Origin of the sequence: Pseudoflavonifractor sp. MSJ-30 (assembly GCF_018918045.1) — a bacterium.
Taxonomy (GTDB): Bacteria; Bacillota; Clostridia; order Oscillospirales; family Oscillospiraceae; genus Faecousia.
On the sequence record NZ_JAHLPU010000071.1, the window covers coordinates 41,689 to 63,628 of the forward strand.

Consider the following 21,940-nt stretch of genomic DNA (forward strand, 5'->3'; position numbering starts at 1 on the left):
CTTTGTTTTGTCCTGTGGTGTTCGGTGATGCCAATGCCTTGCCATATTCTTAATAATTTGTTTTCGCTTTTTTTGAAGATGTGTGGTATAGTACTGGGAAAAGAATGCGCAGAAGACTGTTCCGGTCCGATGCGGCGGGGCAACCCGCAAAAGGAGTGAAAGTCGATGCAGCCGAAAATGTGTTGCAAATGCAAAAAGAATGTGGCCGTGATCTTCATTACCAAGGTGGAAAACGGCGTTACCCTCAATGAGGGGTATTGTATCAAGTGTGCCCGGACGCTGGGCATCCCTCAGATTGACCAGGCTGTGAAGCAGATGGGCATTTCCGAAGAGGATCTGGACATGATTTCCGACGAAATGAGCAGTATGTTCGGCCAGAAGGACGACAGCGAGGGCGAAGACGATGAGGTAGACAGCCAGACTGCCACTTTTCCTCTGATGAATCAGCTCTTTGGCGGTATGCCAAAGTCTGCCAGGCAGCCGGAGAACGCCGAGACCAAAGAGAAAGAACCCAGGAAGGAAAAGAAAAGCAAGCATAAATTCCTGGACAGCTACTGTATGGATCTGACCGCCCGGGCCAGAGAGGGCAAGCTGGATAAGGTCATTGGCCGGGACGTGGAGACGGAGCGGGTCATTCAGATTCTGAACCGCCGCCAGAAGAACAACCCCTGCCTGGTGGGCGAACCCGGCGTGGGTAAGACCGCCATTGCCGAGGGCCTGGCGCAGCGGATCGTGGCCGGGGATGTGCCCTATAAGCTGCGGGACAAGGAGGTCTTTCTGCTGGATCTGACCGCTCTGGTGGCAGGCACCCAGTTCCGGGGGCAGTTCGAGAGCCGCATGAAGAGTCTGATCACAGAGATCAAGGCCTGCGGAAATATCATTCTGGTCATTGACGAGGTCCACAATCTGGTGGGCGCGGGAGACGCCGAGGGCAGCATGAACGCCGCCAATATTCTGAAGCCTCCGCTGTCCCGGGGTGAAATCCAGGTCATCGGCGCTACAACATTCAATGAGTACCGGAAATATATCGAGAAGGACGCCGCTTTGGAGCGCCGGTTCCAGCCCGTCTCTGTGGCGGAGCCTACCATAGAGGAGGCTTGCCAGATTCTGCAGGGCATTGCCAGAACCTATGCGGAATTCCATGGGGTTTCCATCTCCCCGGAGATCGCCCGGCAGTGCGTTGTCCTTTCCGAGCGTTATATTACGGACCGGTTCCTGCCGGATAAGGCCATCGACCTGCTGGACGAGGCCTGTTCCGATGTGAATCTGCGCAGCAAGGAGATATCCAGACTGGCTGAGCTGAAAAAGGAGCGGGATGACTACGAACTGGAGCTCCGTATGCTCAATGAAGATACGGAGAACACGGATTTTGAGCGTCTGGCGACCATTCGCAGCAAGCTGTGCCAGCTGGCGTCCGACATCGAGGCGCTGGAAAAGATCCCCGCTCCCGCTGTTACCATGGATAATCTGGCCCGGATCATAGAGCTGTGGACAAAGATTCCCGCTTCTAAGATCAAGGCCCAGGAATACAAGCAGCTCAAGGGCATGGATGAACGGCTGAAGGCGCACATTGTGGGCCAGGATCATGCCGTAGAGGCTGTGTCCCGGGCTATTCGCCGGAATCGGGTGGGTATTTCTCCCAAGCGCCGTCCCGTATCCTTCATCTTCGCCGGTCCCACCGGCGTGGGCAAGACGGAGCTGGTCAAGTGCCTGGCAAACGATATGTTCGACAGCACGGACGCGCTGATCCGGCTGGACATGTCCGAATATATGGAGAAGCACACGGTTTCCAAGCTGATTGGTTCGCCTCCCGGCTATGTGGGCTATGACGAAGCAGGACAGCTGACAGAGACCATCCGCCGGAAGCCCTACAGCGTGGTGCTCTTTGACGAAATTGAAAAGGCCCATCCGGATGTGATGAATATCCTGCTGCAGGTGCTGGACGACGGCCGGATCACGGATTCTCAGGGCAGAACCGTGAACTTTGAGAATGCCGTCATCGTCATGACCACCAATGCCGGTTCTGAGGGCAGCGTCAGCAGCATGGGCTTTGGCCGAACGGACACGGATCAGGTAAAGGAACGGACCATGAAGGCCCTGCAGGGCTTCCTGCGGCCGGAGTTCCTGAACCGTGTGGACGAGATCATCACCTTCAATCACCTGACGAAAGAGAACTTCCTGGGCATTGCCGACATTATGCTGGAAGAATTGCAGGACAGCCTTCGGAACCGGGGCCTGGACTTTGCCTGGACGGATGAGGTCAGGCAGCATCTGGTGGACGATGCCTATTCCGTGGTCTACGGGGCGCGGAATCTGCGCCGGATTATCCAGAAGGAGCTGGAGGATCCCATCAGCGAGGCAGTTATCGACAGCTTTGAAAAACCAATCTCCGGCATCTCCGCCCGGATGGAGGACGGGGTGATCAAGCTGGACGTTCAGGAGGCATAAAGAATCATAGTGTGGCGGCACTGCCGGAAAGGCGGTGCCGCCGTTTGCGCGCCTTACAGATCGTCGAATTTATCGGACAGAGTGTCGGAGATTTTCCAGGCCACATCCTCCATTTTGTTGGCGGCTTTGGCAGCCAGCTTGCGGGTGGGATTGGTCCGGGGCATCATCAGCACGGCCACCATCCCGGCGGCTGCCCCAAGTCCCGCGGAAATTGCCCAGCCTTTTGCGTTCATGTTTGGTTCCTCCTTTTTGTAGGATGGCATTAGTATGCCCATTGTGGGAAAATACACGCTGGAAGCTTTTTCTCCTCTTTCATTCCTGCGAAAACTATGTTATACTGAATAAAAAAGAGCGGGAGGCTGGCGTATGTCGGTGGATGGGCTGCAGGAGAAGATCAGAAAACGAAAATCGGCGCTGACGGTGGACATGACGCTGTTTCCCGGCCAGCTGCCGGAATGTTATGCGGAAAAGAGTTTTCCGGAGGGGTACAGGCAGTATTGTCTGGACTTGATGAAGCGCTTAAAGGGGCAGATCCCGGCGGTCCGCTTTCGGCTCAGCGCCCTTGCGCTGCTGGGTGTGCAGATGCTTGAAATCCTTCCGGAACTGACAAAGCGGGCGTTCGAGTTGGGCTTTTATGTTCTGCTGGAGGCGCCGGAACTGGGCAACCGCGAGACGGCGGAGCTGGCGGGCGCAGCTCTTTTGGGGCCGGAGAGCATATACCGCTGTGACGGCGTGCAGATCCCGTTCTACGCCGGAAGCGATGTGCTGGAGCCGTTTCTGCCATACTGTGAAACGATGCGCAAGGATGTGTTTGCCACGGCCAGGACGCCCAACCGCACTGCCCCGGAGCTGCAGGACCTGCTCAATGGTACGCGTCTGGTGCATATGGCCGCAGCGGACCGGGTCAGCCGCTATGCCGACAGCCTGCTGGGAAAGTTTGGCTATGCCCGGGTGGGGATTGCCGCTTCCGCGGGCGCGCCGGACAGTCTGAAAAATCTTCGGGCGAAATATGGAAATCTTTTCCTGCTGGCGGATGGTCTGGATTACCCCAGCGCCAACCTGAAGCATGTTTCCTATGCTTTCGACAAGCTGGGCAGGGGAGCAGCCTACTGTGCGGGGGCCATGGTCACCCAGGCCTGGCGGCAGGCTGAAAACGCCGACCCCATAGAGGCCGCCCAGGCGGAAGTCGAGCGGCAGAAGAAGGGGCTGCAAAGATACATTACATTTCTGTAAAAAACGCGAGGCGGCAATATTGCCGCCTCGTTTGCCGTTATCGGTTGGAATTCTTTTCGGTTGGGATCATGGTGGTTCCGTTGGTCTGCCGGGTGCTTTCCTGGGTCTGCTCCGTCATCAGGGGGCCGTTGCCATTGTCCATTGTGGGCGTGGTGTCCCGGGCGGTGGACTCGGTGGTCGGCATGGTGGTCGGCGCGGCGGTGGCCTGAGTAGTAGGCACGGTAGTCATAGGCGTTGTCGCCTGATTTCCGCCCCGGCAGCCGGTCAGCAGACACAGCATAAGAACGGCTGATAAGAACAACAGCGAATACTTTTTCATACATTTCTCCTCCGAATCAATTGGATTCAGAGGTATTATTCCCGCAGGTTCCCTTTTTAAGCAGGGAAAAACCGCCATAAAAAAGTTTTAAGGATTTTTCTTGTTGCTATTTCCGAAGGTTGATTGTATAATGGTGGGGCGTAACAAAAAACAAAAAGGGGAGTTTGCTTTGAAAAAATTGACCGTAAAGAAAGACGCGCCCTGCATGGCGTGCCTCGCCTGTGTGAGTGCCTGCTCTACCGCCTTCTACAAGGAGTTCAATGAGGACTACAGCTGCATCCGTATCGTTTCCGGTAAGGACGGCGGCGCCAAGCCGAATGTCTGCATTCAGTGCGGCAAGTGCATGAAGGTCTGTGAGCATGACGCCATTACCCAGAATCCCAAGACCGGCGTGTACATGATCAACAAGAAGAACTGTGTCAGCTGCGGCAAGTGCGTGGAGGTCTGCCCCATGAAGGTCATGGTGCTGAAACCTGAGAACCCCGCTTCCAAGTGCATTGCCTGCGGTATCTGTGCCAAGGCCTGCCCCATGGGTATCCTGGAGGTTGTGGAGAAGTAATCCCTGCGCGATTGGGCGGCCTTCCGGCGGCCCAATCGTTTTTTCAAAGCATCCCAAGAATACGCGCAATTAATTATCGGAGGAAAACAATGAGCAAAGGTGGACATTTTTTGGCGGAACAGCCCCAGAAGAAGAACAAGCCCTGGGTTGTCGCTGTGGCGGTGATTCTGGCGGTGGTCCTGCTGCTGGGCGCGCTGGGCGCCTGGTTTGTGGTCTCCAAAATGAATAAGATCAATCGCGCGCAGCGGGGCGACAACCAGCTTTCCGCGGACGATATCGGTAAATACCTGGTGGAAGACACTACGCCGACGACCGAAGAGACAACGGAACCCACAACGGAAGCAACGACCGCTCCAACAGAGGAAACCAAGCCGAACTACGGCAAGCTGGGCAAGATCGTAAACTTCCTGCTCATCGGTCAGGATGCTCGGCCCGGTGAGGACAGCAAAAATTCGGATACGGTCCTCCTGGTCTCCGTCAATAAGGAGACCAGGAAGATCACCATGATTTCCTTCCTGCGGGACAGCTATGTAGTGATTCCCAAGGTCTACGATACCTATGGAAATCCGCATTCCGGCCAGACAAAGCTGACCCTGGCTTATGCCATGGGCTATAAATGGGGCGGCGACCTGGGCGCCATGGAAATCATGGATCAGGTCATCGAGCGGAACTTCGGCGCTGTGGTGGATTACAATGTGGAGATCAACCTGGACGCCTTTGACGCCATCATCAACGCCGTTGGCTATATCACTGCCGATCTGGACGAGGACGAGGCGGCTTATATGAATGAGAAGTTCAAGGACTATCCGGATCGGAACTTCCAGGTGGGCGAGAACCGTCTGGACGGCTGGGCCGCGGAGGAGTACGCCCGTATGCGCCATTCCAGCGCCGCGGACAACGACTATAAGCGCACCGCCCGCCAGCGGACTGTGGTGTCCCAGGTGCTGGAACGGGTCAAGGGCATGAACGTTATGCAGATCAACGCATTGGTTGACGAGCTGCTGGACAAGGTGCTGACGGATATGACGAATTCCGATATCACTACCTGCATTACGGAGCTGCTGCCCCTGCTGCCGGAGATGACTATGGACTCTCTCCAGTGCCCGAATGCCGATATGGGTCTCTACGGCGAGATGGTGGACCTCTTCAAGGACGGAAGTCCCGAGCAGAGCATCCAGAGATTCACCGAATCCAAGGCCAAAGCCATCATCACCGCCATTACCGAGGACGATTAAGAATTCTGTGCCGCCCAATACCGGGCGGCACATTCCGCAACAGGAGGAAACGTATGTATAATCTTCTGATGTATCAGATCCCTCAGGAAAAATCCCGGATTATCAAGGCCATTGCTCTGCAGCATGGCTTCCGCGTCCGAGTGGTCAAGCCGGAGGAGACGGGCTTTTCCGTAGGCACTCTGGCGGATATTCCCGGGGCGGTCCAGGCCGGGAAGGGCAGTACAGAACCCTTTGAAGACGAAATGCTGGTGCTGTGCAATGTGGATCAGGATGCGTTCCACAGCTTTCTTGCCCAGCTGCGGGCAAGGAAAGCTCCCGTTACCCTGAAAGCCGTGGTCACGGAACACAATACAGGCTGGACCTTTGCCAGACTCCATGAGAATCTGGCAGAAGAGCACCGGGCTATGCTGGAGGCAAAGAAAAGCATTCACACGGAAAAGTAAAGAATCTGCCATAAAAAACGTAGGGGACGATGCCCACATCGTCCCGAGGCTTCAAAAACAGAGCTGTGCGCGCGAACGTACCGCTCCGCTGACCGGGCTTCGGGACGATGAAGGCATCGTCCCCTACGGCGTTATACATTGGAAATCTGTGCATCCCCCGGCGACCTTCCGCATAGAGTTGGACAAAGGAGGGGATGCCATGGATGCTTCCTGGCAGGCCTTTTTGGAAGTGCTTCCAATGTGGATGCGCGGGGACGTGGACAGGCTTGGGCGGAAGGACTTGCGGCAGCTGCGGCTGCGTATGGGAGACCGGCCTATATTGGAGCTGGGAGACCGGGTCTGGCGGCTGGAACGGGTGACAGAAGGGCGGGACCTGGATTTCTGCGTCAATGCCGCCAGCAATTATTCTCCCTGGTCCGTGGACTCGGCCCGGGAGGGCTTTCTGACCATTCCGGGCGGCCACAGGCTGGGCCTTTGCGGCCAGACCATCGTCAAGGAGGATCGCGTAACGGGCTTTCGGAAGGTAAGCTCTCTGTGTCTTCGGGTGGCACGGGATCTGAAGAACGTGGCCCCGAAGGATTGCGCCGCTCTTGGTTCCGTACTGATATTGGGCGCTCCGGGCTGGGGAAAGACTACCCTGCTGCGGGATCTTTGCCGGAATTTATCCGTGTTGAGCGCCGTGGCAGTGGTGGACAGCCGCAGGGAACTGTTTCCGGAGGGCTTTGACAGCGGCGGGGGAATGGATATCCTCTCCGGATGCGACAAAGAAATCGGCATGGAAATGGTTCTCAGGACCATGGCGCCGGACTATATTGCCATAGACGAGGTCACAGCCCAGGCAGATGCCCAGGCTCTGATTCGCGCGGGGGGATGCGGCGTGCGGCTGCTGGCAACGGCCCACGCCGCGTCACTGGAGGATCTGCGGCAGCGCCCATGCTACAGGCCCCTTTTGGAAGGAGGCCTGTTCCAAACGGTGCTGCTTTTACACAAGGACAAGTCATATCGCCGGGAAAGGATGGACGTATGGAAGAGTACAAATGGATCGGGGCTGTGCTGGTCATCGGCGGCTGTGGAGGCTTCGGGTTTTCCGTAGCCCGGGAGGCCATCCGGCAGGAACGGCTGCTGCGGCAGCTGCTGGAAAACCTGGACTTTATGGAAAGCGAGCTGCGCTACCGCCTGACACCGCTTCCGGAGCTGTTCCAGCTTTGCGCCCTGCGGTCCAATGGCTGCCTGAAGCGGCTGTTTCTGGATATGTCCGGAGAGCTGGACAAGCACACGGAGCCGCAGGTGGAGGTATGCCTGCGAAATGCTCTGGACGCGAATCCCGCCATTCCCGGCAGAATCCGAAGACGAATCTATCAGTTAGGCAGGAATCTGGGCAGGTTTAATCTGGAAGGGCAGCTGCAGGGCATCGAAAGCGCAAGGGAGGGCTGCAGGCGGGAGCTGCGGGAGCTGGAACGGAACCGGCAGGAACGGCTGCGCGGCTACCGGACATTAGGTCTCTGTGCCGGTGCGGCTTTGGCGGTACTGCTTTTCTAAAACCTATGGATATTGACCTGATTTTTAAGATCGCGGCCATCGGCATTATCGTTTCCATCCTCAATCAGGTACTCTCCCGCTCCGGCCGGGAGGAGCAGGCCACCATGACCACTTTGGCAGGTCTGGTGGTTGTCCTGATGATGGTCGCCCAGAAAATCGCCGAGCTGTTCGATCTGGTGAAGACCCTGTTTGAGTTCTGATGGAGCTGTTTTTCAAGGGGGCCGCCGGGATTCTGCTGGCTGCGGTGCTGGAGCTGGCTCTGAAAAAACAGGAAAAGGATGTCTCAACGGCACTGACGGCTGCGGTGATCGCTATGGCGGCAGCGATCATCCTGCGGCTGCTGGAGCCGGTGCTGGGGCTGCTGGACAGGCTTCAGGCTTTAGGCAATCTGAATGGGGATACGATGGAACTGCTTCTGAAGGCCACGGGCATTGGACTGACAGCGGAGGTTGGGGGCTATGTCTGTGCTGACGCGGGAAACGCTGCACTGGCCAAGCTGGTACATCTTTTGGGCACGGCGGCGATCCTGTGCCTGTCTGTGCCCATGTTTACGGCGCTGTTGGAGTGCATTCTGGAAATGGTGGGATATACTTGAGAAGATTATGCGCAATGCTGCTTTTGCTGTGCCTGTTTATCCTGCCCGTATCGGCGGAGATCACCGCGCCGCAGGTGCCGGAGGCGGGCCGGAAGCTGATGCCCGACCAGACGGAGAGCTTTTCCGACGGCCTGCGGCATATTCTCAAAGAATTGCTGCCCATCCTTCGGCCGGAACTGGATCAGGGACTGCTGACCGGGGCGGGGCTTGTGGCGGTGTGTCTGCTGCTGTCTTTGGTATCGGCGGATGGCGCCCCTGTTGGACGGACGGTGGAGCTGGTAGGAGCCGTGTCCATTGCCGCCTTGCTGCTGGGCAATGCTCATACCATGATTCGTATGGCGGCAGACACCGTTACGGAAATGAGCGAGTATGAAAAGCTGCTGCTCCCGGCGGTGACGGCTGCCATGGCCGCCCAGGGGGGCATCAATTCGGCAACGGCCCTTTATGCCGGTTCGGCCCTTTTCAACACGGTGCTCAGCGCGCTTCTGGGAAAGCTTTTACTGCCGGTGCAGTATCTTTATCTTGCCGCGGCCACGGCCGGAGCGGCACTGGGAAATGATACCCTGAAAAGCCTGAAGAATCTGCTGAAGGGTATGATTTTATGGTGTATGAAGACCCTGCTTTCCCTCTTTACAGCCTACCTGGGAATTACAGGGGTGGTCTCCGGCAGCGCGGACGCGGCGGTGGTCAAGGCCGCGAAAACCACGATCTCCACGCTGATCCCCATCGTGGGCGGCATCTTGTCCGACGCATCCGAAGCGGTGTTGGTGGGGGCGGGGATGCTGCGCGGCGCAGTGGGAATTTACGGGATATTGGCCATTCTGGCTGTGTTTTTAGGGCCTTTTTCCAGAATCGGCGTGCAGTTCCTGATTCTGAAAGGAGCAGGGGCCTTGTGCGGCCTGTTCGGCGGCAAGAGCGCCACAGGGTTGATCGACGACTTTGGAGACGTCATGCGGATGCTGCTGGCCATGACCGGGGGCATGTGTCTTCTGCTGTTGGTGAGCTCGGTGTGCTTTTTGAAGGGGGTGGGCTGATGGCCGGAAAATATGTGCTGTCTCTGGTGACGGCTGCTTTGGCCGGCGGCGTTCTGACAGGTATTCTGCCGGAGAACAGCGGCGGCAAGCTCATACGGCTCCTCTGTGGTGTGTTTCTGCTGACGGCGGTTTTGCGGCCTGTGGCAGCCCTGGAACTGCCGGATCTGAGTGCATGGATGTCAGGCTTCGAGGCGGATGCCCAGACGGCTGTCCGGGAAGGGGAGGACTATCTGGCCGGGGAAAAAAGAAGGGTCATAAGACAGCGTCTGGAAACATATATCTTGGACAAAGCGAAAGGCATGGGCCTGACGCTTTCCGTGGAGGTATCGCTGACAGAGGATAATCTGCCTCAGTCCGTAAGGCTGACGGGGGATTACACCCGGGAACAGAGGGACAGCCTGACGTACATTCTGAAAACGGAGCTGGGGATCCCGGAGGCGCGGCAGCTATGGCAATAAATCGGGAGGAAATCAGGGCCTTTTTCAAAAAGAGCCGGGCCGCCGCGCTGGTTCTGCTGTGCGGCGTCTTCCTGATGTGCCTGCCCGGCGGAAAGAAAGAGACGCAAGTGGCCCAGCCTGCCGGGGAGGTCCGGGAGCAGACCATGGAGGCGGCGCTGGAGGAGATCCTGTCTCAGGTGGCGGGGGCAGGTTCCGTCCGGGTACTCCTCTCGGGGCAGACCTCTGAAATCACGCGCTTTCAGACAGACGAAACCGGGGACGGCGAGAACCTGCGGCAGGAGACAGTCCTGATCACGGGGGATAACCGTGTGCAGACGGCCCTGGTACGGCAGACAGAAGCGCCGACCTACCGGGGGGCGATTATTGTCTGCCAGGGGGCGGATTCTCCGGCGGTGCGGCTGGCCATTGTGAAGGCGGTAGCGGCAGCCACAGGGCTGACGACCAATCGAATTACCGTACTCAAAATGAAGTAGGGGGGCTTTTTTGTGAAAATCTGGAAGAAGAATCTCATTGCGGCGGCAATCCTGGTAACGGTCTGCGCGGGAATCTATGTGAACTGGCTCTATGCCGGAAAGCAGCAGACCCAAAGCCTGGACGAGACCCTGGACACCCAGAAGGTCATGGGCGACGATACCCTGGACCTCAGCGAGGACATGTCTGCCATCCTGACGGGGCAGACGGACCAGACCACGGCAGACAGCTATTTTGCCTCGGTGCGCCTTTCCCGCCAGCAGGCAAGGGACGATGCCATCAACCTCCTGCAGGAGGCTGCCAGTGTGGAGGGCGACAGTAAGGCCGCAGAATCCGCCGCCAGTCTGGAGGACATTGTTCAGACGGCCCTCAGCGAAGCCCAGATCGAAAGTCTGATTATCGCCAAGGGCTATGCGGACTGCGTAGCCTATATGACGGGCTCCGGCATCTCCGTGGCAGTTTCCGCGCCGGAAGACGGCCTGCAGGAGCAGGATGTGGCGGTCATCGCGGACGTGGTCATGAGCCAGTCCGGCTACGGACTGGACAGCATCCGGGTTGTCGAGGTACGCTGAAGTCCACCTGAATTTGTGAATAGCGCCGCTGCTGCGGGAATCGGTTCCTCTGGAATGCCGATTTCTGTGGGGCGGCGCTTTTTTGCGGGAAAAATAGGGGTAGAAATTTAGGCTGGTTTATGCTATTATAAAGTGAAATGATTATGTAAAGGAGGCGGCGAGCGTGACCTGGCTGCAAAATATCCTCTATGGTTTTCTGTCCGGTATGGCGGAGATCCTGCCGATTTCCTCCCGGGCCCACGGCATTTTGCTGCTGAAGATCTTCGGCGCCTCCGGCAGCAGCGATTTGATGCTGCTTCTGATGCACCTGGGCATTTTGCTGGCTTTATATAAAACCTGTCATCCTCAGCTTACGAGAATCAACCGGGCCCTGGCTCTGGCGCGGATTCCCAAAAAACGACGCAGAAGACCTCTGGACACCAGGAGCCTTATGGATTTTCGCCTGCTTCGGACCATGGTCATTCCTGTGATTCCCGCGTTTTTTCTGTATAACGCGACGACCGGTCTGGTGAGCCATACCTGGGCCATCGCCCTGTTCCTGATTCTGAACGGCCTGATTCTGTACTTACCTCAGTATCTGCCTTCAGGCAACAAGGATTCCCGGACCATGAGCCGGGTGGACGGTCTGCTCATTGGTCTGGGCGGGGCGCTTTCTGTGCTGCCCGGCATTTCCGGCATCGGCGCCATGGTGTCCATTGGCTCCGTCTGCGGTGTGGATAAAAAGTATGCTTTGGAAAATGCTATGGCCGTAGGCATTGTGATTTCTGCCTGCACCGTGGTCTGCGATGCCCTGCGCATTATCTCCGGCGGCCTGGAGGGACTGACCTTTTCCATTGTGCTGGCCTATCTGTGTGCTGCTCTGGCCAGCTTTTTCGGTGGGCTTCTGGGAGTAAAGCTGCTGCGGTCCATTGTGGAGGAGCATGGCTTTTCCGTATTCGCCTTTTATTGCTGGGGCCTTGCCCTGTTTACGTTCTTTTTGAGTCTTGTCGCGTAATGTTGGAGGATCCTTATGGCAGAGAAGAAACAGTCTACACGGGCGGACAGAGCCGCCGCCAGTTCTACGAAAAAACCTGCCGCCGGTAAAACCGGCGGCAAATCTACCCCGCCTAAAAAGAAAAATCCCGAAAAGGTCAAAAAGTCCAATCGGGACTTTGCGGGCGGATTATCTCCCAATGTGCTGATCGCCGTGCTGTGCGTGATACTCTTTGTCCTGTTCCTGGTTATTGCCATCAATCCGGATGGGGCCTTGCTGAAGGCGCTGAAATATGTGATTCTGGGCTTGCTGGGCGAAGTGGGCTTCTATTTTTCCATTCCGGCGCTGCTATTTCTGTTCATTATCCAGGTTTTTGGCCGGAAGCGGAAGACGACCATGCGCAGCGTCTGCGTGATTGCTTTCGTTTTCTTGAGCGGCAGTATTTACCACCTGATCGTGCAGAAGCAGGGCATGGCGGAAGGCATTAAAGTCATTTCGGATCTCTACACCGGCGGCTCCCTCGGCACCACCGGGGGCGTTCTCTGCGGTGGTCTGGCCATGCTGGTCCGCTGGGCCTGCGGCAGTGTGATTGCCTATTTGATTCTGGGCATTGCCGCGGTGCTGACGCTTTTGGGATCCATGCAGATTACCATTCCCAGCATTATCAAGGCCATTGCGGACCGCCCCCGGGAGGAGGATTGGGAGGAAGAAGAGGACGATTATGTGGAGCCTGCCGCGGCAGTGGTGAACCACATCGCCAATAAGCGCATCGAGCAGAAGCGGAAAAAGCAGGCCCCCCCTGTCCAGATGACCATTGACGAGATCGTTCCTCAGGAGCTGCCGAAGCCCCAGAAGCCGCAGAAGCAGATGCATCCTGCGGCGCAGACCGCCCCGGAAGCTGTCTCCAATACTGGAACGCCGTCCCGGGGCGCGGACGTGATGAATACCATCGATCTGGATATCGATTCCCCGGTCTATCCGGCTGCTCAGAGCGTGAAAAAGGGTATCCCTGTAGAGAAGACTCCCGCGGAGCAGGAGCCGCCCAAGCGGAAACCGGAACCCAGACAGGAACCGAAGACCGAACCCATCCCTCAGAAAATGCCGCCGCTTGTGAAGGAACAGATAAAGAAAATGCCTGCTGTCCTCATGGAGGACGAGCAAACCGGCGAGAAGCCCGGCAAAGTGACGACCAGGGACGCCGCGGAGTCCGCAAAGCAGGTGGCCGCGGAGATCGCCCAGGGCAGCGCCGCGGAACAGCAGACCTACCGTTTCCCGCCCATTGAGCTGCTGCGCCGTCCGGCGGGGATAAGCGCAGACGGCACAGAGGAAATGCGGGAGAATTCCCGCCGCCTGAATGAAACGCTGGCCTCCTTCCACATCGACGCCCATATCATCAATGTCACCCGGGGCCCCAGCGTAACCCGGTATGAGGTGGAACTGGACAAGGGCGTGCGTCTCAGCAAGCTGACCGGCTGCGCCGATGACATTGCCCTGAGCCTGGGCGCTTCCGGTGTGCGAATTGCCGCCGTGCCCGGGAAAATATCCATTGTGGGCATCGAAGTGCCCAATCGCACCGTGACCACCGTGTCCCTGCGGGAGGTCATCGATTCGCCGGCCTTCGCGCAGGCCAAGGGCAAGTCCTCCTTCTCCGTGGGCAAGGATATTGCGGGCAACTGCATTGTGGGCAACATCGCGAAAATGCCCCATATGCTGATCGCCGGTACCACCGGCTCCGGTAAATCCGTCTGTATGAACTCCATTATCATCAGCCTGCTCTACAAGGCCGGCCCCGAGGATGTGAAGCTCATTATGGTGGACCCCAAGATGGTGGAACTGGGCATCTACAATGGCATCCCTCAGTTGCTGATCCCCGTGGTGACGGACCCCAAGAAAGCCGCCGGTTCTCTGCAATGGGCGGTGACGGAAATGCTGCGGCGCTATAAGCTCATGTCCGATGCCGGAGTCCGGGATCTGGAATCCTACAACAGCATCGTTGCCAACGAGGAGGGCGGCCAGAAGCTGCCCCAGATCATCGTCATCATTGATGAGCTGGCCGATCTGATGCTGGTTGCCGCCAAGGAGGTTGAGGATTCCATCTGCCGTATTGCCCAGATGGGCCGTGCTTCCGGTATGCACCTGATTATCGCCACCCAGCGTCCTTCCGCGGATGTGATCACCGGCCTGATGAAGGCCAATATCCCCTCGAGAATTGCTTTCTCTGTGGCCTCCGCCATGGAATCCCGGATCATCCTGGATACCCAGGGGGCGGAAAAGCTGGTCGGCAAGGGCGATATGCTCTATGCGCCCATCGGCTGCGGCAAGCCTCTGCGTGTTCAGGGCTGCTTCGTTACGGACAGCGAGGTGGAAGCTGTGGCCAGCTTTGTGAAGGACAACTATACGGCAGACTACAACCAGCAGGTGCTGGAGGAGATCGAGAAGAAGGCCCAGCAGACCGGCAAGGGCGGCAAGGGTGCTTCCGCCGACCCGGAACCCAATGACGCCGAGCTGGAGGGGGACGAAATGCTTCCCGCTGCCGTGGAGGTGATTCTGGAAACAGGACAGGCATCTGTCTCCATGCTCCAGCGCAGGCTGAAGCTGGGCTACGCCCGGGCGGCCCGCATCGTGGACGAGATGGAGGAAAAGGGCATCGTCGGCCCCTTCCAGGGCTCCAAACCCCGGGATATCCTCATCACCAAAGAGCAGTGGGCCGCCAGAAACGGCGATGTGCCCATGGATGAGGACGGCGTTCCGGAGGAATTGGATTGAGCATAACAGGAGCGGTGAAAAATGCCGCTCCTGTTGTTTTTTTGCGCCGTCTGTGATAAACTAGAGCAAAATGATGGACGGAGGAAACCCTATGCTGGATTTTGTTCGTGTGGCCTGCGCGGTGCCGCCGGTAACCGTGGGGGACCCGCTGAAAAACGCCCGGGATCATTGCGCCATTCTGGAAGAGGCAGACGCCAGGAATGTGGATGTGCTGGTATTTCCGGAGCTGAGCCTGACGGGATATACATGCCAGGATCTTTTCTTTCAGGATACGCTTGCCGAAACCTCGCTGGAGGGGCTGGGCACGGTTCTGCGCTGTTCGGAAGCGCACCCCAATGTGACGGTCCTTCTCGGCTTGCCTGTCCGGCAGGGCGCGCGGATGTTCAACTGCGCCGCTGTTCTTTCCGGCGGAAAGCTCCACGGCCTGGTGCCCAAGACCTATATTCCCAATTACAACGAGTTCTACGAAAAGCGCTGGTTTTCCTCCGCAAATGATCTGCGCTGCGACAGCGTGACGCTGCCCATTCCCGGCTGTGAACCGTTGAATGCTCCCATCGTCCAGAAAGCGCTGTTTATTCTGGGAGACGAAACCAAACTGGGTGTGGAAGTCTGTGAAGACCTCTGGACGCCGGTTCCGCCATCCTCCCTTCTGGCGCTCAGCGGTGCGGAGCTGATCCTGAATCTCTCTGCCTCCAATGAGACCATCGGCAAACGGGCCTACCGCCGGGAGCTGGTGAAGCACCAGTCTGCCGCCGCCACCTGCGTCTATGCCTATGCCTCCGCCGGAGCGGGGGAGAGCACGCAGGACCTGATTTTCTCCGGCCAGTGCCTGATTGCCCAGAACGGCACTCTTCTGGGGGAGACAGAGGCTCCTATTGTCTCCCAGACCCTGCTGATCCGGGACTGCGACCTGGGCCAGATTCGGGCGGACCGCCGGAAAGACAAGAGCTTCGGCGACAATGCCGCGGCCCTTGCTTCCATGTTGGCTGATAGAGAGATCATGCTCGGCGGGATACCCCGTTCCGATGGCAGCCTGTTCCCGGTGAATAAGCTGCCCTTTGTGCCCCCCTCCCAGACGGACCGGGTTGAACGCTGCATGGAGATTTTCCGGATGCAGGTAGCGGGCCTGAAGCACCGCCTGGAGATTATTGGTTCCAAGGCTGTTGTGGGTATTTCCGGTGGCCTGGATTCGACCCTGGCCCTCCTTGTGGCGGTGGAAGCCATGCGGGAGTTGGGGCGGCCTGCCTCGGATGTTTGCGGCGTTACCATGCCCTGCTACGGCACCTCGGATCGGACTTACCGGAATTCCCTGACCCTTATGGAACGGCTTGGTATTTCCGTCAAGGAAGTAAATATCCGGGATGCGGTTGACCTCCATTTCCGGGACATTGGCCACGACAAGACGGTTTTGAACGGCACTTATGAAAATGCCCAGGCCCGGGAGCGCACCCAGATCCTGATGGACTATGCCAGCGTGGTAGGCGGCATTGTCATCGGCACGGGGGACCTCAGTGAACTGGCCCTGGGGTGGTGTACCTACAACGGCGACCACATGAGCATGTACGGCGTCAATGCCTCCATTCCCAAGACCCTGATCCGCTGGATGATTGCCGCCATTGCCGAGAACCCGGATTTTCTGAATGCGAAGGCCGTTCTGGAGGACATTCTGGACACCCCGATTTCCCCGGAGCTGCTGCCCCCGGATGCCGCCGGAAAAATCAGCCAGTATACGGAAGATCTGGTAGGTCCCTACGCTCTCCACGACTTTTTCCTTTACTATATGCTTCGCTTCGGCTTCACCCCCACGAAGATATACACCCTGGCTTGCCGGGCATTCCGGGAGGATTTCCCGCCGGAGACCATCAAAAAATGGATAAAGGCCTTTTATCGCCGCTTCTTCACCCAGCAGTTCAAGCGCAGCTGTCTGCCGGACGGCGTCAAGGTCGGCTCTGTCTGCCTCAGCCCCCGGGGCGACTGGCGCATGCCCAGCGACGCCAGCGGAAAAGTCTGGCTGGAAGAGTTGGAGAGACTATAATACCCGTTGTATCATGGACATAGGGGACGATGCCCTTTGTCGTCCCGAAGCCTCGACAATTGCGTTGTACGGAAAGCCGTACCGTTTTGCCGGAGACTTCGGGGCAATGCAGGCATCGCCCCCATGTTTTATTTGTTCAGGAATCCCATCAAGGGCTTCATTTCAAAATCTGCCATGGGCACGAACCCCGCCTGAATATCCTTGGCCTCTGCCTCGGAAATACTTTCCCACTGGGTACCGTTGTCGGTGCTGTCGTCGATAACAGTAGCCTTTTGCCAGGCTTTGTTTACTGTGTTATAGCAAAGCCGCAGAAATTCATGGAAGGAAGCGTCCATGTAGTAGTAATAAACACAGTCCCCATACCCATGGATCGTTTCGTCATAGGTCCACCCCAGGACAGGCCCTTCGTATAAGGCGCCAAAATACCGGAAGCAGACCCGGGGAGCATCCGCATTTGGCGGCGTGAAGACTTTTATGGCCTGCCAGTATTTTCCGGTGTCCCGATATTTCAGCAGTATTTCCTGCTGTCCGTCATTGTCCAAATCAAAAAGACAGTAGTCCAGCATGTCGCTCCGGGTGTCATTATACGCCTTTTCGCTTCCTGTGTAATCCAGAATGTGCTGCACGTAGTTTTCCAGACTGTCACCGTATTCGTTGGTGAACCAGTGCCATCCTGTCTCCAGATCCATGGCGGAACCGGCCAGAAAATCAGGCTTTTGCTCCGGGGCAGGATAGTCCGTCCGCAAGGCCTCCACCTGTTCAGCCGTGCAAGGCTGAGGATCGGGGTGAAAGTTGAAAACGTCCGCAATGCGTTCCGCCAGTTCCTTTGTCATGGGCTTATCCGGAAGGTTGTTTATGTCATAGCCCAAGGAATTCTCGGTGGTAATCTCAATCCAGTCGTTCCCGCTCTGACAGATGATTCTCAGGGCGTTTTCGTATGTGGCCAGAAGCAAGTCAAAGCCGTCTGCCGTTGTGTAGTGCCATTGCTGCCACTGGTCAAGATTGCCTATGACCGCGTAGTATGGGTAGAAATAATCTCCGTTCACATAGGTGTATGCCGCCACCCGGCTTTCCTCTCCCGGGAGGGTATACAGGAATTCCGTGTGGAAGGAGCCCTCAGGAAAAAAGTATCCGGCCATACGCTCTGTATCTGCGGAAACCAGCGGCTCCATCCGCAAAGCCCGGTAGAACAGTTCCTGCTCCCAGCGGTCAAAGTGCAGGATGGTGCCCAGCGGCTGCAAATCGTATTTGTCCAGAATCTCCTGAAGCTTGTCCGCCATCTCAAAGGTATAGCAGTTGTAAGTCTCATAGAATTGTGCGGGAATGCCCAGTTCATTGAAATTATTTGCATCCAGCAGGGTCCCGTCCGGGTCATAACTTTCCTGGAACGCTTTCCATTCCCGCATGGCCAGCTGTTCCGGGCTGCCGTTGTAGCCCTGGAGGGACAATTCCGTTTTTACCCACTCTGTGGCGGGCACCTCCTCGCCGCCGGGGCCGGACCAGGCGGGCTCGCTGATGGTGACTTCATCCAGCTTCATATCCTGCAGCTGCAGCATATACACCACGGCACAGCCCACCAGCAGCAAAAGCAGAGAGATGATCGCCGCAACCAGAAGCACCCTTGTCAGGGAGAGCCTATGCTGCTTTTCCGCGTGGGCCTCCACAATATAGGCATCCCGGATGGAACCCATTGTTTCCAGAATATCCATGGCTTTCATAGCAAACCCTCCATTTCCAGCCTTTTGCGCAGCTTTTGCCGCAGCCTGTGCAGCATGGCCGTGACCTTGCTTTCCGAAATGCCGAACCGGGCGGCAATTTCCGGGATGGATTCCAGATACCAGTACCGGCAGACGAAAACCTTCCGCTGGATCTCCGGCAGGGAATCCAGAAAGCGGTTCAGGTATCGCAGCAGTTCTTTCCGATCCGCTTCCTTTTCCGGGTCACTGCCGCCAGCCACACATTCCTCCAGCTCATCCAGACTGAGCGCTACCTGCCCGCCGCCCCGCTTCAGGGCACTGCGGTTTTTCCAACGGTCCAGGGAGATGTACCTTGTCAGCTTGCCCAGAAAGGCGGAGAGGGCATTGGGCCGCCTGGGCGGCATGGCGTTCCAGGCCGCGAGGTAGGTGTCGTTGACGCTTTCCTCGGAATCCTCCCGGCTGGAAAGAATATGGTAGGCAATCTGGTAGCAGTATTTCCCGTATTTCGTGGCGGTCTGCGAAATGGCCGTTTCGGAACGCTGGAAATACAGTGAAATGATCTCAGCATCATCCATATTTGGGTGCCTCCTTTTCGTTTGTAATGTGCCTTCAAACATCCAGTAGAAAAATTTCCCCGATCCTTGCGCTTTTTCAAAATTTTTTTACTATATAGTACAACAACACCCGGCCCTTGTCCAGAACCGGGTGGGCTGCGCTATGGATTTCCTGCCAGTAAAATGGGCTGTATTTGCTGCCCATCCAGCGCGGCCTCCGCGGCGTCGGGGATCAACGAAAAGTCCGCGACCATGGATGTGGGCTTTTTCTCCCAGCTGTCCTGCCGGAAGGGGACGAAATAGTAGTGTTTTCTGGCCATGAGCTTTCCGATATTCTCCGCCGCCCCGGCCAGAGCGTCGTTGGTGGAGACTGCCAGCAGCACCGGTCGGGCGTTGCGCAGATGGCTTTTTGCTGCCATGGTGACGGGGCTGTCAGCAATGGAATGGGCCAGCTTTGCCAGAGTGTTTCCGGTGCATGGCGCAATGATGAGCAGGTCCAGCAGCTTTTTGGGCCCGATAGGCTCCACTTCTTCCAGTGAGGTCAGGGGCTTTGCGCCGCAGATGTGTTCCGCCCGCGCCAGAAAATCCCGGGCGCTGCCGAATCGACTGTCCACAGAAGCGGAGGCTTTCGAAAAAATGGGAATCACGGTATGTGTTTTTGTAAGCTGCTCCAGAACCGGAAAGACCTTGGAATATGTGCAGAATGAACCGCAAAAACAAAACCCGATGTTCATGGTGTCTCCTCCCACAGTCGTATGATCGTCTCACTGATTAATTTTCCGGAGCTTTCCGGTGCCAACTTACCGGGCAGTCTTCTGGCCCAGAGCACGTCTTCGCTCTGTATCCCCAGTTGGGAGGCCAAGTCGATCAGCAGACAGTCCCGGCATTTTGCGGTCATGGCATGGGAAAGAACAGGCGCCGGGACTGTGTTATAAATCTGCCGGAAACAGGGAAGGGATGCCGCCAATTCTTCTTCCGATATGGCATCGTAGCCCAGCGTTTTCAGCATGGCTCGGTCGGCGGGGTTCCTGGCGTAGACACAGACCTGGGCATCCAGAACGCGCAGCAGCCGTGCCAGGCATTTCCCGATGCGGCCCCAGCCCAAAATGAGCACCGGCATGTCACGATAAGTACGGTTCATCTGCTCTGCCCCGAGGCGCAGAGCGCATCTGGCGGTGATGTCCGCGTTTTTGGCTGTGTATTCTTCATCCATCAGCAAATCCATCACCCGGAAACGTTCCGGCACCTTCCCGGCAAGGTTTCCGCCGATGATTAGAGCGTTGTCTGGCAGCGCGGCCCAGATGGTTTCGGGGTTCACGTCCGGCGTCCGGAAGCTGGGAATATCCAGCAGGACTCCCTGAGTGGTATCGTCCGGTGTGTCGATAATGGAAAAGCCAGATCTTGAAAGCTGTTCACAGGCGTATGCGTGGGCGGCGGAAAGCCCTTTTGCCCAGAGCTTTGGCATGACCATCCCTCCTTTGGGCCAAAATATGCCGGAAGTGAATAAGTGGTGCTTGATTTTTTTCGGGGATTTCGTATAATGATACCAAGGGGGGAAGTATATGCAGAGATTGGGATTTATCCACGATATGTTGGATGTAAAGGTACTTGTACTGTTTGTCATGGCCCGGGTGAGCTATCCCATCAACATTCAGCAGATTTATGAACTGTGTTATCAGGATGATTGCCTCAGCTATTTTGACATCTGTACTGCCGTTCCGGAGATGGTGGAAAGCGGCCATCTGCGGGAGGTGGAGACCGGAACTTATGAGATCACGGACAAGGGCCGCGCGGACGGCTCTCTGACCGAGGATTCTGTTGCCTATACCGTCAAGTGCAAGGCGGAGAATGCCGTAGCAAAATTCAACCGTTCCCAGCGTCGGTCCAGCTTTGTAAAGACCCAGGTCATTCCAAGGGACAACGGGGATTACTCCGTGGTCATGGCTCTGGATGATGAGGTGGGAAATCTGATGACTCTGGAGCTGTTGGCTCCGAACCAGCGGCAGGCTGTTCGGCTCAGCAAGCTTTTCGAGCAGAAGGCGGAAAATCTCTACAACCTGACCATGGCTGAGCTGCTTGACGAAGAGGGAAAAGAGGGAGAATAAGCACCCCTTGCCGAAACTTCCAGATCGTGGTATAGTTTAAGTACACCGGAAGACCGGTGGATACGAAAGGAGCTGCCGATTATGAAGTTTCAGTACAGTGAAAAGAAAGTGAAGCTGCCCGAGAATGTCCACGCTTATGCCGAGAAAAAGGTCATGAAGCTGGCCCGGTATTTCGAGGATGATGCGGAGGCACTCATCGTATTTTCCGTAGAGAAGAATCAGAATAAGGCAGAGCTGACTGTCCACGGCGCGGGGACTTGGTTCCGTGCCAGCGAGAGCACCTCTGATATGTTTGCGTCAATTGATGCCTGCGTTGGCACCATTGAGGGCCAGATCCGCAAGAATAAGACGAGACTTGCCCGCCGCCTGCGTCAGGATGCCTTTAGCCGAACGGTTGAAGAGACGTCTTTTGTCCCCGAGCAGGAGGAAGAAAGTCTGTCCATTACCAAGATAAAGCATTTTTACATGCAGCCTATGGGTAGGGAGGAGGCAGTGCTCCAGATGGAGTTGCTGAATCATGATTTCTTCACCTTCCGGGATACGGACAATGGCGGGTCTTTTGCGGTTGTGTACCGCAGGGAAGACGGCGGCTATGGCCTGATTGATGACGCCGAATAATGGAATAACAGAAATCTCCGGGGTCCCAAGGATCCCGGAGATTTTTTCGTTTTTCGAAAAAAGTGCTTGACAAAATGAGGGAGAAATGGTAGTATATTAGAGCTGTTGCGAGACACCCACAAAATATGTCGAAATTTGAAAAAGAATGCAAAAAAGTTCTTGACAAATTGTGCATTATGTGGTAACCTTTAGAAGCTGTCTTGAGACGGCGGCTGTACCTTGTAAATTGAATAACGTAAAGACAAACTAAAACACCTTGGACAATTAATGGAATTGTTTAAGCGTA

24 protein-coding genes are annotated in these 21,940 nt (G+C 56.6%); 18 read left to right on the forward strand and 6 right to left on the reverse strand.

What is annotated here, in order from left to right; genetic code table 11:
- Window positions 1–165 precede the first annotated feature (165 nt).
- A complete protein-coding gene (locus KQI10_RS11230) occupies window positions 166–2,448 on the forward strand; it encodes an ATP-dependent Clp protease ATP-binding subunit (RefSeq protein WP_216567483.1) in 2,283 nt (760 codons plus the stop codon).
- 53 nt (window positions 2,449–2,501) lie between these two features.
- Here KQI10_RS11230 and KQI10_RS11235 read toward each other — a convergent pair whose 3' ends face one another.
- Window positions 2,502–2,681 (reverse strand): hypothetical protein, encoded by a 180-nt coding sequence (locus KQI10_RS11235; protein WP_216567484.1) that lies wholly within the window; start codon window positions 2,679–2,681, stop codon window positions 2,502–2,504.
- Window positions 2,682–2,814: 133 nt separating this feature from the next.
- Between KQI10_RS11235 and KQI10_RS11240 the strand changes: the two genes are divergently transcribed.
- Window positions 2,815–3,681 (forward strand): hypothetical protein, encoded by an 867-nt coding sequence (locus KQI10_RS11240; RefSeq protein WP_216567485.1) that lies wholly within the window; start codon window positions 2,815–2,817, stop codon window positions 3,679–3,681.
- Window positions 3,682–3,718: 37 nt separating this feature from the next.
- On the opposite strand, the gene KQI10_RS11245 is transcribed toward KQI10_RS11240, so the two are convergent.
- Window positions 3,719–4,000 (reverse strand): hypothetical protein, encoded by a 282-nt coding sequence (locus KQI10_RS11245; protein ID WP_216567486.1) that lies wholly within the window; start codon window positions 3,998–4,000, stop codon window positions 3,719–3,721.
- Window positions 4,001–4,169: 169 nt separating this feature from the next.
- Here KQI10_RS11245 and KQI10_RS11250 point away from each other — a divergent pair, with 169 nt between their 5' ends.
- From KQI10_RS11250 to KQI10_RS11315, 14 genes are all read left to right on the forward strand, one after another.
- The gene (locus KQI10_RS11250; RefSeq protein WP_216567487.1) at window positions 4,170–4,559 is read left to right on the forward strand and encodes a 4Fe-4S binding protein; all 390 of its coding nucleotides are present in this window, start codon (window positions 4,170–4,172) and stop codon (window positions 4,557–4,559) included.
- A gap of 89 nt (window positions 4,560–4,648) precedes the next feature.
- The gene (locus KQI10_RS11255; RefSeq protein ID WP_216567488.1) at window positions 4,649–5,794 is read left to right on the forward strand and encodes an LCP family protein; all 1,146 of its coding nucleotides are present in this window, start codon (window positions 4,649–4,651) and stop codon (window positions 5,792–5,794) included.
- Window positions 5,795–5,847: 53 nt separating this feature from the next.
- On the forward strand, window positions 5,848–6,237 hold the full coding sequence (locus tag KQI10_RS11260) for a DUF3783 domain-containing protein (protein ID WP_216567489.1): 390 nt from the start codon (window positions 5,848–5,850) through the stop codon (window positions 6,235–6,237).
- A 199-nt stretch (window positions 6,238–6,436) separates the two neighbouring features.
- Window positions 6,437–7,330, forward strand: coding sequence for a hypothetical protein (locus KQI10_RS11265; RefSeq protein ID WP_216567490.1), 894 nt, complete (start codon window positions 6,437–6,439; stop codon window positions 7,328–7,330).
- A complete protein-coding gene (locus tag KQI10_RS11270; protein ID WP_216567491.1) occupies window positions 7,261–7,776 on the forward strand; it encodes a stage III sporulation protein AB in 516 nt (171 codons plus the stop codon). Before KQI10_RS11265 ends, KQI10_RS11270 begins: the two co-directional genes overlap by 70 nt.
- Window positions 7,777–7,781: 5 nt before the next feature.
- A complete protein-coding gene (gene spoIIIAC, locus KQI10_RS11275; protein ID WP_216567492.1) occupies window positions 7,782–7,976 on the forward strand; it encodes a stage III sporulation protein AC in 195 nt (64 codons plus the stop codon).
- A complete protein-coding gene (locus KQI10_RS11280; RefSeq protein ID WP_216567493.1) occupies window positions 7,976–8,371 on the forward strand; it encodes a stage III sporulation AC/AD family protein in 396 nt (131 codons plus the stop codon). Before spoIIIAC ends, KQI10_RS11280 begins: the two co-directional genes overlap by 1 nt.
- A 14-nt stretch (window positions 8,372–8,385) precedes the next feature.
- Entirely contained in the window at window positions 8,386–9,405 is a 1,020-nt protein-coding gene (locus KQI10_RS11285) for a stage III sporulation protein AE (protein ID WP_216567494.1), read from the forward strand.
- Window positions 9,405–9,863: a stage III sporulation protein AF gene (locus KQI10_RS11290; RefSeq protein WP_216567495.1), complete on the forward strand. Its 459-nt coding sequence runs from the start codon at window positions 9,405–9,407 to the stop codon at window positions 9,861–9,863. Before KQI10_RS11285 ends, KQI10_RS11290 begins: the two co-directional genes overlap by 1 nt.
- Complete coding sequence (locus KQI10_RS11295; RefSeq protein WP_216567496.1) at window positions 9,854–10,336, forward strand: hypothetical protein; 483 nt, start codon at window positions 9,854–9,856, stop codon at window positions 10,334–10,336. Before KQI10_RS11290 ends, KQI10_RS11295 begins: the two co-directional genes overlap by 10 nt.
- 12 nt (window positions 10,337–10,348) lie before the next feature.
- Complete coding sequence (locus KQI10_RS11300; RefSeq protein ID WP_216567497.1) at window positions 10,349–10,906, forward strand: SpoIIIAH-like family protein; 558 nt, start codon at window positions 10,349–10,351, stop codon at window positions 10,904–10,906.
- 163 nt (window positions 10,907–11,069) lie between these two features.
- Entirely contained in the window at window positions 11,070–11,900 is an 831-nt protein-coding gene (locus KQI10_RS11305) for an undecaprenyl-diphosphate phosphatase (protein ID WP_216567498.1), read from the forward strand.
- Window positions 11,901–11,915: 15 nt separating this feature from the next.
- Window positions 11,916–14,645, forward strand: a complete 2,730-nt coding sequence (locus tag KQI10_RS11310; RefSeq protein ID WP_253285261.1) for a DNA translocase FtsK — start codon at window positions 11,916–11,918, stop codon at window positions 14,643–14,645.
- A 91-nt stretch (window positions 14,646–14,736) separates the two neighbouring features.
- Complete coding sequence (locus KQI10_RS11315; RefSeq protein ID WP_216567499.1) at window positions 14,737–16,680, forward strand: NAD(+) synthase; 1,944 nt, start codon at window positions 14,737–14,739, stop codon at window positions 16,678–16,680.
- A 128-nt stretch (window positions 16,681–16,808) separates the two neighbouring features.
- On the opposite strand, the gene KQI10_RS11320 is transcribed toward KQI10_RS11315, so the two are convergent.
- The 4 genes from KQI10_RS11320 to KQI10_RS11335 all read right to left on the reverse strand — a co-directional run bounded on the left by KQI10_RS11320 (window position 16,809) and on the right by KQI10_RS11335 (window position 20,396).
- Window positions 16,809–18,398 carry a hypothetical protein gene (locus KQI10_RS11320; RefSeq protein ID WP_216567500.1) on the reverse strand — a complete coding sequence of 530 codons (1,590 nt, stop codon included), beginning with the start codon at window positions 18,396–18,398 and terminating at the stop codon, window positions 16,809–16,811.
- Window positions 18,395–18,952 (reverse strand): RNA polymerase sigma factor, encoded by a 558-nt coding sequence (locus KQI10_RS11325; RefSeq protein WP_216567501.1) that lies wholly within the window; start codon window positions 18,950–18,952, stop codon window positions 18,395–18,397. Before KQI10_RS11325 ends, KQI10_RS11320 begins: the two co-directional genes overlap by 4 nt.
- Before the next feature lie 140 nt (window positions 18,953–19,092).
- Complete coding sequence (locus tag KQI10_RS11330) at window positions 19,093–19,665, reverse strand: dipicolinate synthase subunit B (protein WP_216567502.1); 573 nt, start codon at window positions 19,663–19,665, stop codon at window positions 19,093–19,095.
- The gene (locus KQI10_RS11335; RefSeq protein ID WP_216567503.1) at window positions 19,662–20,396 is read right to left on the reverse strand and encodes an NAD(P)-dependent oxidoreductase; all 735 of its coding nucleotides are present in this window, start codon (window positions 20,394–20,396) and stop codon (window positions 19,662–19,664) included. The genes KQI10_RS11330 and KQI10_RS11335 overlap by 4 nt, the downstream gene beginning before the upstream one ends.
- Before the next feature lie 97 nt (window positions 20,397–20,493).
- Here KQI10_RS11335 and KQI10_RS11340 point away from each other — a divergent pair, with 97 nt between their 5' ends.
- The gene (locus KQI10_RS11340; RefSeq protein ID WP_216567504.1) at window positions 20,494–21,036 is read left to right on the forward strand and encodes a DUF4364 family protein; all 543 of its coding nucleotides are present in this window, start codon (window positions 20,494–20,496) and stop codon (window positions 21,034–21,036) included.
- 81 nt (window positions 21,037–21,117) lie between these two features.
- Window positions 21,118–21,654, forward strand: a complete 537-nt coding sequence (gene hpf / locus KQI10_RS11345) for a ribosome hibernation-promoting factor, HPF/YfiA family (RefSeq protein WP_216567505.1) — start codon at window positions 21,118–21,120, stop codon at window positions 21,652–21,654.
- The last annotated feature ends 286 nt before the right edge of the window (window positions 21,655–21,940 follow it).